Annotated in this window: 9 protein-coding genes; 2 read left to right on the top strand and 7 right to left on the bottom strand. The window is 64.7% G+C overall.

Going from position 1 to position 12730, the window contains the following annotated elements:
• Positions 1–100 precede the first annotated feature (100 nt).
• The gene (mutS, locus tag SINAR_RS0111235) at positions 101–2848 is read right to left on the bottom strand and encodes a DNA mismatch repair protein MutS (RefSeq protein ID WP_027999192.1); all 2748 of its coding nucleotides are present in this window, start codon (positions 2846–2848) and stop codon (positions 101–103) included.
• Positions 2849–2950: 102 nt separating this feature from the next.
• Here mutS and SINAR_RS0111230 point away from each other — a divergent pair, with 102 nt between their 5' ends.
• Positions 2951–5236 (top strand): NADP-dependent malic enzyme, encoded by a 2286-nt coding sequence (locus tag SINAR_RS0111230; RefSeq protein WP_027999191.1) that lies wholly within the window; start codon positions 2951–2953, stop codon positions 5234–5236.
• Positions 5237–5642: 406 nt separating this feature from the next.
• On the opposite strand, the gene olsB is transcribed toward SINAR_RS0111230, so the two are convergent.
• The 5 genes from olsB to SINAR_RS0111205 all read right to left on the bottom strand — a co-directional run bounded on the left by olsB (position 5643) and on the right by SINAR_RS0111205 (position 11512).
• Positions 5643–6533, bottom strand: coding sequence for a l-ornithine N(alpha)-acyltransferase (gene olsB, locus SINAR_RS0111225; RefSeq protein WP_027999190.1), 891 nt, complete (start codon positions 6531–6533; stop codon positions 5643–5645).
• A 116-nt stretch (positions 6534–6649) separates the two neighbouring features.
• Complete coding sequence (locus SINAR_RS0111220) at positions 6650–8935, bottom strand: PAS domain-containing hybrid sensor histidine kinase/response regulator (RefSeq protein WP_027999189.1); 2286 nt, start codon at positions 8933–8935, stop codon at positions 6650–6652.
• 47 nt (positions 8936–8982) lie between these two features.
• Complete coding sequence (gene lspA / locus SINAR_RS0111215; RefSeq protein ID WP_027999188.1) at positions 8983–9483, bottom strand: signal peptidase II; 501 nt, start codon at positions 9481–9483, stop codon at positions 8983–8985.
• Positions 9480–10340, bottom strand: a complete 861-nt coding sequence (locus SINAR_RS0111210; protein ID WP_027999187.1) for a TrmH family RNA methyltransferase — start codon at positions 10338–10340, stop codon at positions 9480–9482. The genes lspA and SINAR_RS0111210 overlap by 4 nt, the downstream gene beginning before the upstream one ends.
• A complete protein-coding gene (locus SINAR_RS0111205; RefSeq protein WP_027999186.1) occupies positions 10337–11512 on the bottom strand; it encodes a class I SAM-dependent methyltransferase in 1176 nt (391 codons plus the stop codon). Before SINAR_RS0111205 ends, SINAR_RS0111210 begins: the two co-directional genes overlap by 4 nt.
• Before the next feature lie 272 nt (positions 11513–11784).
• Here SINAR_RS0111205 and SINAR_RS0111195 point away from each other — a divergent pair, with 272 nt between their 5' ends.
• Entirely contained in the window at positions 11785–12243 is a 459-nt protein-coding gene (locus SINAR_RS0111195; RefSeq protein ID WP_027999185.1) for an SRPBCC family protein, read from the top strand.
• Positions 12244–12333: 90 nt separating this feature from the next.
• On the opposite strand, the gene SINAR_RS0111190 is transcribed toward SINAR_RS0111195, so the two are convergent.
• Entirely contained in the window at positions 12334–12678 is a 345-nt protein-coding gene (locus SINAR_RS0111190; protein WP_027999184.1) for a DUF1049 domain-containing protein, read from the bottom strand.
• Positions 12679–12730: the final 52 nt, after the last annotated feature.

The following is a 12730-nucleotide window of genomic DNA, read 5'->3' as shown; positions in this document are numbered from 1 at the left end:
AAGTGCCGAGGGGCGTCCTGTCCGACTTAGATCATTCTTTGCAAGCGCCGCTGTATAGCCCTTTTGCCGGCCGAATGACAGGGGAAATAGCCGGGCGAAATCAGCGGTTGGAAAGCTCCCTCTTGAGCGCGTAAAGCGCGTCGAGCGCCTCGCGCGGCGTCATGTCGTCCGGGCTGAGCGCCTTCAGAGCCTCCTCCACCTTGGAAGGCCCTGCAGACCTCGCCGTCCCCTCTCGCCGGACGGCCACCTGGAACAGCGGCAGGTCGTCGATCAGCTGGCTCGCCGGGTTCTTGCGATCGGCATCCTCGAGCTTGGCGAGCACGTCCCTCGCGCGGGCGACGACCGACGCCGGCAGGCCGGCGAGGCGGGCGACCTGGATGCCGTAGGAACGGTCCGCGGCGCCCGGGCCCACCTCGTGCAGGAAAATCACGTCGCCGTCCCACTCCTTGACGCGCATCGTCGCGTTCGAGAGCCGGCCGAGCTTTTCGGAGAGCACCGTCAGCTCGTGGAAATGGGTCGCGAAGAGCCCGCGGCAGCGATTGACCTCGTGCAGATGCTCGACCGCCGCCCAGGCGATCGACAGGCCGTCGAAGGTCGCGGTACCACGGCCGATCTCGTCGAGGATCACCAGCGAGCGGTCCGTCGCCTGATTGAGGATCGCCGCCGTCTCGACCATCTCGACCATGAAGGTCGAGCGGCCGCGGGCGAGATCATCCGAAGCGCCGACGCGCGAGAAGAGCCTGTCGACGACGCCGATATGCGCCGCGGCAGCGGGTACGAAGGACCCCATCTGGGCCATGATCGCGATCAGCGCGTTCTGGCGGAGGAACGTCGACTTGCCGCCCATGTTGGGGCCTGTGAGGAGCCAGATCGCGCCGCCTTCTTCGCCGCCGGGGGGAGACAGATCGCAGCCGTTGGCGACGAAGGGATTGGCGGCCTGACGTCGCAACGCCTGCTCCACCACCGGGTGGCGGCCTGCGTCGATCGCGAACATTCGCGAGCGGTCGACCGTGGGGCGGGCATAGTTCTGCTCCTCCGCAAGCATGGCCAGCCCGGCCGAGACGTCGATCGTCGCGAGCGCCAGCGCCGCCGCCTTGATCGCCTCGGCCTCGGCGACCACCTCGCGCGTCACGGCCTCGAAGGTCTCCAGTTCGATCGCCAGCGCCCGGTCGGCGGCATTGGCGATCTTCGTTTCGAGCTCGGCAAGCTCGGTCGTGGTGAACCGCATGGCATTCGCCATGGTCTGGCGATGGATGAACCGGGCGCGGCCGGCATCCGTATCGGTCATCGCCCCGGCATTGCCCGCGGTCACCTCTATGTAGTAGCCGAGTACGTTGTTGTGTTTGATCTTCAAAGATTTGATGCCGGTCTCTTCGCAATATTGGAGCTGCAGTCCGGCTATCACGCGGCGCGACTGGTCGCGCAATGCCCGCATCTCGTCGAGCTCGGCGCTCGCGCCTTCGCGGACGAAGCCGCCATCGCGCTTCAGAAGCGGCAGTTCCTCGGCAAGGGTGGCATCGAGGCGCGCAAGCAGCTCCCCCGGCAGGGCCGCGATCGCGTTGCGCGCTTCGGTCAATTCCGCCGAGAGCTCGGCGCCGGAGAGGAGCGCCGATATCGCGGCTGCGGCCCGCATGCCCGCCTGGATGGCACCGAGATCGCGAGGGCCGCCGCGGCCGAGCGCGAGTCGCGACAAGGCCCGCGGCATGTCGGGTGCCCTGCGAAGCGCGTCGCGGACATCCGTCGTAAAGCGCGGCTGATCCGCCAGCGTCTCTATGGAATCGAGCCGCTCGTTGATGCGCTCGGGGTCGGTCAGGGGCGACATCAGGCGTTCGGCGAGCAGCCGGGCGCCGCCGCTCGTCATCGTCCGGTCGAGCGACTTGAGCAGGCTGCCGTCGCGGGAGCCGGAAAGCGTCTTGGCAAGTTCCAGATTGCCGCGTGTCGCCGGATCGATGAAAAGGGTCGAGGCGACGCTTTCTCTTTCCGGAATGCCGAGCGCCGGGCGCTCCTGGATCTGGGTCTTCTCGACATAGGAGACCGCCGCCGAGGCGGCCGCCAGCTCCGCGCGCGAGAAGGTTCCGAAGCCGTCGAGCGTCCCGACGCCGTAGTAGCGTGAAATGCGGCCTTCCGCCGTCGCGCTGTCGAAGAGGACGGCCGGTTGCGGCACCGCGACGCGCCCGAGCACGTCGAAAACGGCCCTGAGGTCCGGATCGTGGAAGACGGTATCCGGCAGGATCAGCTCACGCGGGTCGATGCGCAATATATCGGCAAGAAGCCGGCTCTCCGCGGTCTCGGCGAGGCGGAAGATGCCTGTCGAAATATCGATCCAGGCAAGCCCATAGGCCGGCTCCGAGCCGCTCCTGATACGCGCGAGCGCCATGAGATAATTCGATTCTGAAGGCGAGAGCAGCTTGTCCTCGGTGATCGTCCCCGGCGTCACCAGCCGCACGACGTCGCGGCGCACGACCGATTTGCTGCCGCGCTTTTTCGCCTCGGCAGGGTCCTCCACCTGTTCACAGACCGCGACACGATAGCCCTTCGCGATCAGCTTCTGCAGGTAATCGTCGGCCGCATGCACCGGCACGCCGCACATCGGGATTTCCTGTCCCATATGCTGGCCGCGTTTCGTCAGCGTGATGCCGAGCGCGCGCGAAGCCTCCACGGCGTCCTGAAAGAACAGCTCGTAGAAATCGCCCATCCGGTAGAACAGGAGCGAATCCGGATTTTTCGCCTTGATCTCGATGAACTGCTCCATCATCGGCGTCGCCGTGGAGCGGCTCTCTTCGCTTGCAAGATCGGACACGGAAAGGACGTCGCCCGAACGGTTCGATGCATCCATCAGGAAATTCATGATTGTTCCAAAAAAAGAGATGTCACACTATCCGCAAGCATTTATAGACGACAACAATAAAGAGGCTGACCAGGAGGGTCGCCCACAGGAGGTTGAGGAAACATGCCGGGTATCGACAAGACCGACCGCGCAATGACCAGCGTCACAGCGCAGGAAGCGCTCGATTTTCACTCTCAAGGTCGCCCCGGAAAACTGGAAATCTCACCGACCAAGCCGATGGCGACGCAACGCGACCTGTCGCTCGCCTATTCGCCCGGCGTCGCCGTTCCGGTGAAGGCGATCGCCGACGACCCGGCGACGGCCTACGACTACACGGCGCGCGGCAACATGGTTGCGGTGATTTCCAACGGCACGGCCATCCTCGGCCTCGGCAATCTCGGCGCACTCGCCTCGAAGCCCGTCATGGAGGGTAAATCCGTCCTTTTCAAGCGCTTCGCCGACGTCGACTCGATTGATCTCGAGGTGGATACCGAGAATGTCGACGAATTCGTCAACTGCGTCCGCTTTCTCGGCCCTTCCTTCGGCGGCATCAACCTCGAGGACATCAAAGCGCCGGACTGCTTTATCATCGAACAGCGGCTGCGCGAAGTCATGGACATTCCCGTCTTCCATGACGATCAGCACGGCACCGCGATCATCGCCGCGGCAGGCCTCGTCAATGCGCTGACCCTGACCGGCCGCGACTTCAAGACCACCAAGCTGGTCTGCAACGGCGCGGGCGCGGCGGCGATCGCCTGCATCGAGCTCGTCAAGGCGATGGGCTTCAGCCCGGAAAACATCATCCTCTGCGACACGAAAGGAGTCATCTACAAGGGCCGTACCGACGGCATGAACCAGTGGAAGTCCGCCCATGCGGTCGAGACCGACCGCAGGACGCTCGCCGAGGCTCTTGACGGCGCCGACGTATTCTTCGGCCTCTCGGCCAAGGGCGCGCTTTCCGCGGACATGGTCCGCTCCATGGGTCCACGGCCGATCATCTTCGCCATGGCAAATCCCGATCCGGAAATCACGCCCGAAGAAGTGGCCCAGATCCGCGACGACGCGATCGTAGCGACCGGCCGTTCGGACTATCCGAACCAGGTCAACAACGTTCTCGGCTTCCCCTATATCTTCCGCGGCGCGCTCGACGTGCGCGCTTCGACGATCAACGACGCGATGAAGATCGCTGCGGCGGAAGCGCTTGCCAGTCTCGCCAAGGAGGACGTTCCGGACGACGTTGCCGCCGCCTATCAGGGAAACCGGCCGCGCTTCGGTCCGCAATACATCATTCCCGTCCCCTTCGATCCGCGCCTCATCTCGGCGATCCCGATCGCCGTGGCAAAGGCGGCCATGGAGACGGGCGTTGCCCGCAAGCCGATCGAGGACCTCAAGGCCTACGGACAGCAGCTTTCGGCGCGGCGCGACCCGATCGCCTCGACGCTGCAGCGCATCGTCGAACGCGTTCGTCGCCAGCCGAAGCGCATCGTCTTTGCGGAGGGCGAGGAAGTGCAGATGATGCGCTCGGCGATCGCCTATGCGAACCAGCAGCTCGGCACGGCGCTCCTGCTCGGGCGCGAGGAAGTGATGCGTGAGACCGCCGAGCGCGAAGGCATCGATCTCGACCGCGCCGGCATTCAGATCGTCAATGCACGCCTGTCCAAGCGCGTCGGCGCCTATACCGATTTCCTCTATTCGCGCCTGCAGCGAAAGGGCTATCTTTTCCGCGACGTGCAGCGGCTGATCAATACCGACCGCAACCATTTCGCCGCCTCAATGGTGGCGCTCGGCGACGCGGACGGCATGGTGACCGGCCTTACGCGCAACTATTCGACCGCGCTCGAAGACGTACGCCGCTGCATCGACCCAAAGCCCGGCCACCGCGTGATCGGCGTTTCCATTGCGCTCTGCCGCGGCCGCACGGTCCTCGTCGCCGACACCGCGGTGCACGATATGCCGACGTCCGAGGAGCTGGCGGATATTGCCGAGGAGGCGGCCGGCCTCGCCAAGCGGCTGGGTTACGTGCCGCGGGTGGCGATGCTCGCCTATTCGACCTTCGGCCACCCCTCCGGCGAACGCTCGGAGCGGGTACGGGAGGCGGTAAAGATCCTCGACAGGCGCCGTGTGGATTTCGAATATGACGGCGAAATGGCTGCCGACGTGGCACTCAACGCACGGGTGATGGAGCAATACCCGTTCTGCCGGCTTTCCGGCACCGCGAACGTGCTCGTCATGCCGGCCTTCCACTCGGCGTCGATCTCGACGAAAATGCTTCAGGAACTGGGCGGTTCGACCGTGATCGGCCCGCTTCTGGTCGGCCTCGACAAGTCGGTCCAGATCGCCTCCATGTCGGCAAAGGACTCCGACCTCGTCAACCTGGCTGCGATCGCGGCCTATAACGCCGGCACGTGACACGGGTCGGCGGAAAGTCGGAAAACCGCTGGCCCTTCGTCTGTTGCCGCGTCGCCAGGCTGTCGTCTCGCCGTCGTTCCTGTGCTTGTCACAGGAGTCCAGCCAGCCCAAGTCGTTGGGCTGAATAGATTCTTCCGCGCCGCGGACGCGGCGCTGCCGGATCCCGGTGACGAGGATGAGGGAGGAAATGGCTGGAGCAGGCCCTCAAGATCGCGCGAGCCCCCAAAACAAGAGCCCGCTTCCCGGGAACGGAGGCGGGCTCAAATATATCATGGCTGGCCAATTTCGTTCGTGATGAAAATTCGAGATTTGCTCGCGGAGCCCGCCTCGCAGGCGGAGCGGCGAATGTTCTCCTTTGTGGTTCAATATGCTTCCGTCATGAAAATTCGAAGCGCAGCGCCAAAGATCAGGACACCGACGAGGAGAAGCGCCCCGCATCGGCGCCGTAATAGTTCAGATAACGGCCGGAAATATTGCTGATCGGCAGGACGATCAAAACGTCGGTAGTGCGGAACGCTTGATCGACAACCGCCCCCTCGCCGACCATTGCGCCGAGCCGCATATAGCCCTTGATCAGCGGCGGCAGCGCCGCTAGCGCCTTCTTCGGATTGATCGCCTCCGCAGGCATGAGGTCCATCGTCCGGCAAAGCTCCGGCCGGGCGGAAACCACCCACTCGTCCCGGACCCGGACGTTATGATGCAGGAAGGAGAGCGCGAGCGCGTGCTCTTCGGGAATCACGCCCGGAAACGAACCGCAGCCGAACATCGCGTCGATGCCATGCTTCAGGGCGTAGGCCCAATTGCCCTGCCACAGCAGTTCGACGGTGCGCTTGGTGCGATATTCCGGCAGCACGCAGGAACGTCCGAGCTCCATGAAGCGCTTGCCGGGATGACGTGCGAGAAGTTCCCCGATCGCGAACTCGGAGTCCGAGTAGAAGCCACCGGCCCGCTCGGCAACCTCCTGCCGCAACAGGCGGTAGGTGCCGACGATCTGTTCCTCCACATCGCCCTCGATCGACGTATCGAGCACCAGGAGATGGTCGCAGATCGCATCCCAGCTGTCGATGTCGCGCTTGCACCGTTCGGCTTCGGGCGCCACCTGAGCCTTCATCTCTTCGACGAACACCCTGTAGCGTACCGCCTGGGCCGCGTCGATCTCGGCGGCCGAACGGGCAAGGCGCGTCTCGAGACTGCCGATCCGTCCGAGGACATCGGTCGCCGGAGCCGCAATCGCCTTGCGGACGTAAGCATTGGAGGTGTCAACCACGCCCGTCGAATCCAGAAGTTCGATCGTCATACCGTGTCATCCCGAATGGTCAATTCCTCCGGGCTTAGACCACGTTTCTGCAACAACATAGTGACACCGAGGCAGTATACAACCCCGGCCCGGTACCGCGTTCCGAAGCATGGATTCTAGCTTGCCGGGGGATCGATAAGGCGGGTGACTTCCGCAAGGAGCCGCTGCGGCTCGGCGGGCTTGGCCAGCACGGCGTCGGCTCCTGCGGCTCGAAGGCGCTCATGGAGATCGCCGCGCATTTCCGCGGTCAGGACGAGAACCGGCACGCGTCGCCTGTTGCCGGCAGCCTCCGCTTCGCGCAGGCGTCGGAGCATGCCGAGGCCATCTCCGCCCGGCATGTTGAGGTCGGTGACGATCAGAGACGGCGGAGCGGAGCCGGGCGTGCGGAGTGCCGCCTCGAGCGCCGTAAAGTCGCCGACGTGATCGACGGCATGGCCCGCCCGGCTGAGCACCGTGCGCAAGACGAGCGCATTCACGGGGTCGTCCTCGGCGAGCAGGATGCCGCGAGCAGCGGTTGTGAAGGCGGCAGTCGCCGCCGGTTCCTCCCGCAGCACCGGTCTGTTGTCGTTGATCGCGTCGCGTTTCTCCATTCCTCTGAGCCGCCCGAGCAGCACCTCGACCAGGGATTTCTCCCGAAGGGGGCGGATCAGCCAGGCCTCATAGCCGCCGAGCCGGCTTACGGGGTGGCTTGCGCGCTCCTCGGGGCTGATGAGATAGGTCCTGCGCAAACGCAGACCGGCCATCGCCGGCTCGAGAGCAAGAAGCTCGCGAAACTGTGCCGCATGGCGGTGGTCGACGATGACATCCGTCAGCGGCCGATTGCCGTGGGCCGCGGCGACGATCTGCCTCGCGACGGCAAGCGTCGCAGCTCTATGGCAAGCGCCGCCGAGCGTCTCGATCGTGGCGGCAAGCGCGGCCGAGGAGGGTCCCTCGGGCGCCATGACGAGCACATGCGCATCCGCAAGCACTCCGCGGCGAGCCGGAACGGACGAGAGACCGGCGCCAGCCATCGGGAAGCGAATCTCGAACCGGCTTCCCTTCCCGGCAATGCTCGTAGCGGTCAGGCTGCCGCCGAAGGCTTCCATGATCCGCCGGGAGATCGCGAGACCGAGCCCCGTGCCTTTGGCACGCTGTGCGCCGTCACCTGCCTGCTCGAACTCCTCGAAGACGCGCGCGAGCTCGTCGGCGGACATGCCGGGACCACTGTCGTCGATCCTGATGCGCACGGAGCCTTCGTCGATGTCGACGGAGACGAGGACGCCGCCCTTCCCGGTGAATTTTACTGCGTTGCCGACGACGTTGAACAGCACCTGGCGGAGGCGCGCCGCATCGAACAGCATCCGCTCGGGCACCTCGATGGCGACCGTGGCGCCTATCTCAATGTCCTTCTCGTGCGCGCGCGGCGACAGCATCTCGACCACGTTCTCGACGGTCTGACGCAGGTCCTGCTGCGACGGGCGCAGTTGGAACCGCCCGACGGCAAGCGACGAGAAATCGATCAGGTCCTCGACCAGTTGGACCAGGGTGTGGCCGGACTGCTGCATGCCGGCGAGATAATTTTTCTGCTCTTCCGACAGCCTCGTCTCGGCCAGGAGACGGCTCATGCCGAGGATGCCGGAGAGCGGGGTACGGATTTCGTGGCTGACGGTGGCGAGCAGACGGGACTTCGCCCGGCTCGCCTCCTCGGCGCGCCGCCGCTCCTCCTCCCTTTGACTTGCCGCCAGCATTTCCTCGGTAACATCGCGAGCGATGCTGTGGCGCATCAGCCGGCCGCGCTCCGGGTCGCGGACAAGCACATCGTGCCAGTCGTAAAGGCGCGTGCCCGCAGGCGTATAAATATGCACAAAGTAGCGGTCAGACCCCGTTTTCGGCTCGAAGCGCAAACCCAGTTCCGCGCAAGTCAGCCCCCTCGCGTCCGCGCAGCCGCAAAGCTGATGGAAGGCCCCATTGGCCTGCATGATCTTCCCGTCGAGGTCGCGGACGATGGCGAGATCGCCCATCGCTTCATGGATGGTTGCAAGGAGCGCCGCGGTTTCGGCGCCTTGCCATACCGCGTCCCGCGCAGTTTCGCCGGCGCGGGCCTCCCGCGTCCCGGACGCCTCGTCACGACCGGCCAGGAGCAGGAATGCGCCGGCGATGCCCCCGGCCGCGATGATCGCCGGCAGCAGGCGCAGGCCCGCACTCGCACCGACGGCAAGGAGCAGCACTGCCGCAACGATGCCCGCAAAAGCACAGGCGACACGCGCCAACGGCACCCCTGCCAAAGTCTCGGCCAATGGCCGCCACTGCCAGATGAACGCAGCGCCGCGATTTATGGTGGGCGCCGCCGGCGCCGTCCTGCCGACTCCTTGGGCAGTTTCCGCGCCCGCTTTCATCCGCTCTCGAAACATCCGTTCGCTCATGCCGGCGGACTAGCACGGCAAGACTTCCGAATGCCTTCAGACGACGCTTAAAGTTTTAGCGACCGTTCCTTTTTCGCCTGCAGCAGCTCATCGAGAATGATCGCGCCGGCGCCGATAGTGATGAAACTGTCCGCAAGATTGAAGACGGCAAAGGACCAGGTGGCCGTGTAGAAAAGGATATAATCGACGACATAGCCGAAGAGCAGCCGGTCGACCAGATTGCCGAGCGCACCGGCAATGATCATGGCATAACCGAGATGGGCGAAGAAGCGGTCCTTCGGCGTGCGGCGCCAGAGCCAGAGCACGAAGGTGACGACCGCCAGCCGGATGCCGACGATGAACCAGCCCTCCATCCCCGACAGCATCGAGAAGGCCACGCCGTAATTGTAGGTCCGGTAGAGGGCGAGCATCGGCATGACCGGCACGCCCTGTTGGAACGGCAGATAAGCCTCCACCAGGTATTTGATGAACTGGTCGGCGGCGAGCGCGACCAGAATGAAGAGCGCGATCGGGAGCGGTCGCGAGAAGAGTGTCTGTTCCCGTCTCATCGGCCGCCATCCAGAGACAGGAGGTGGCGCCGCGCCTCGAACAGCATGATGCCGGTCGCGATGGCGAGATTGAGCGAATCGGCACGCCCCGCCTGCGGGATGCGGGCGAGTGCGCCGGCCTCGCGCGCGAGTTCCACCGGCAGACCCGCCTGTTCGTTGCCCATCAGAAGCACGACCGGCTTGGACTTGTAGTCGATCGTCCGATAGTCGACCGAGCCTGCCAGATGGGTCGCCACGACCTGAACGCCGGCCGATCTCTGCCAACGGATAAAATCCTCGGCGCCCGCCCGCGCGATCGGCATGGCGAAGACGGAGCCCATGGTTGCCCGCACGGTCTCGAGCGAAAAAGGGTCGGTGGTCTCGCCGACAAGGATGATCCCCGAAGCGCCGGCCGCGTCGGCGGTGCGGATGATGGTGCCGAGATTGCCCGGGTCGCGCACGCGGTCGAGCGCCACATAGGTCTCGCCCTGCTTCGGCTGGATATCCTTCAGCGGATGATAGCGCTGCTCGAAGATCCCGACGACCATCTGCGGATTGTCGCGCCGGGTGATGGTGGAGATCACTTTTTCGCTGACTTCGAGGACGAGCCCGCCTCTGGCCACCGTTTTCGCGGCCACCTGCTCGACCTGGGGCTTGCCTTTCGCTGCCTTGGCATAGACGAGTGTCTTGATCTTCCAGCCGAGATCGAGCGCGTCGATAACGAGTTTCAGCCCCTCGGCCATGAAAGAGCGCGTCTCGTCGCGGTGCTTCTTCTGCACCAGAGCCCGGATATCCTTGATGATCGGGTTGGTGAGGCTGGTGACCTCCTTCACCTGCCCTACGCGTGCCGTGCCGTGATCGTTCCTGTCGTTGCTCATTTCGGCACCCAGCGGCTGAAGAGGGAGGTGGAGAGCGCGCGGCCCTGTGCAGTGCCGTCGAGCCCGCCCTCGCGAATAATGAGCTCGCCCGATTCCACCCGGCCGCCACGCCCGCGCATCGTCTCGCGCATGAGCTCGTGGATGGAATAGAAGCTAGCCCGGATCGAATAGGCCGTCAGCACGAGGCCCCGGGCGTCCGGCGACAGGATCTCGCGGCATATGTCCAGCATCGCTGCCAGGTGATCGAACAATTGCCACACCTCGCCGTTCGGGCCGCGGCCGAACTTTGGCGGGTCGGTCAGGATGATGTCGTAGCGGCTGCCGCGCCGCTCCTCGCGCTGGATGAACTTCATGGCATCGTCGCAGATCCAGCGGATCGGCAGTTTCTGGGCGCGCGCCAGCGCCTGGTTGTCGCGCGCCCAGCCGATCGCCTTTTTGGAGGCATCGACATGGGTGACCTCCGCGCCCGCCTTGGCGGCGATCAGCGAGGCGACGCCGGTATAGCCGAAGAGGTTGAGAACCTTGAGGGGGCGGCCGGCAACGGCCACCTGCTCCCGCATCCACGACCAGTGGGCGAGCTGTTCCGGAAAGACGCCGACATGGCGAAAGGAGGTGAAACGGCCGAGGAAATCCGTATCGAGAAGCTGCATCGGCCAAGTCTCGCCAAGCACCTCGTGCGGGAAACGCCAGCGCCCCATACCGTCCTCGTCGGTGTCGCCGGTGAAGACGGCATCCGCCTTCTCCCAGGCAGATTCCGGCAGGGCCTTCGGCCAAAGCGCCTGCGCCTCCGGACGCACGATGCGATAGGGACCATATTGTTCGAGCTTCTCCCCATCGCCGCTGTCGATGAGGCGATAGCCGGCGGTGGCGGCGGTCTCGAGGATCAGCGGCACCGTCTCGGCCGGTTTCTCCCCGGTCCTGAGTTCGAGACGGCGCACCGGGGCGTTGTCCTGGGCAGAGGGCCGCTCGCTTTTGCGTGGTGCCGGTTTCGGCGGCGGGCCCCCTGCCCCCGCCTTGACCCCGCCCCCCGCCTTGGATCCGGCCTTCGTCCTCAATCCGGCGCCTTTTGCAGACGGCAGCCTTTGTTCCTGGCGGCCGCCGCGCGCCTCGGCGCCCCGGCTCTTCGCCGCCGTCACGGAGGCGTTCTTCGATCGCCGATCTCTTTCCTTCACGCGCTGATCCTCGGACGTTGCTCAACCATTCGGCGCAGCCGTTACCGACCCGTGCCCCTCGTCCGGACCGGACGCGAGCATGCTCCGCCTGCAAATAGCATCGCCGGTGCTCTTGGCAAAGCCGTTTCCGATTGCGAAGATCGACAAGAGCGCTTTTCGTCCCGATGGAATCGGAACGGCGCTCTAGTTCTTTGTTTTATCGCATTTTCTTTACGCGACACCGGTATCCGATGCGCTTGAAGATGCTCTGGGGAACGGACGGGAGGGCCGGCATGGAGATGAACGGAGAGGAACGTATCGCGGCCGACCGCAACGCGGTTTGGCGGAGCTTGAATGATCCGGACATTCTGAGGCGATGCATTCCGGGCTGCCAATCGCTGGAAATGAGGTCGCCGACGGAGCTTGCGGCTGTGGTCAAGATAAAGATCGGCCCCGTTTCCGCATCCTTCAACGGCACGGTCGTTCTGTCGAACCTCAATCCGCCCGCGAGCTACACGATATCCGGCGAGGGCAAGGGCGGAATAGCCGGTTTCGCAAAGGGTGGCGCCGACGTAACGCTTCTGGACGAGGGTGCGGAAACCGTACTGCGTTACGATGTCCAGGCGGAGATCGGCGGCAAGCTCGCGCAACTCGGCTCGCGCCTCGTCGATTCAACGGCGCGCAAGCTCGCACAGCAATTCTTCGCCGATTTCAACCTGGCCGTCAGCGGCGGGGCCGAGGCGGCGAGCTGAGGCTCTCACCCCAGCGCTTTCCTCATTCCTGCGCTCGTCACGGGAATGAGGTCGGTGCAGGTGATTTCCCAAGGATATAAGACGGCGATTTCAGCTTTGCGGCGCGGGCAGGCTCGCTTGCGTCGCGAGCTTCTCGGCGTGGCTGCGCTGTTTCTCGGCCTCGCGATGCCATTTCAGCGCCTCGCTGGCCTCGTTGCGCGCGCGACGGCGATACTTTCCCTGGTTGAACCAGGTCGCCGCGGCTCCGAGCACGAGCCCGAGAATGACCGCAAGAAAGAGAAATACGAAGAAGGGTGCCGAGACCGAAAGGACGCTGTCGGCCGGATCGAACGGATTCAACGCAAGCGTTACCGTCTGACGGTTGGCTACGCTCAAGACGATCAGCAGCACTCCGAGCGGCACGAAGACGACGATGTTGATGAGTTTCTTGAGCATGCACCGGCTCCGACCGTGAGTGTTAATGCATGTCGCCCGGATACGGGGGACG

Source organism: Sinorhizobium arboris LMG 14919, assembly GCF_000427465.1.
GTDB classification, from domain to species: Bacteria; Pseudomonadota; Alphaproteobacteria; order Rhizobiales; family Rhizobiaceae; genus Sinorhizobium; species Sinorhizobium arboris.
Note: the sequence above shows the minus strand (reverse complement) of the source record. Positions and strands in the feature narration are given on the sequence as shown.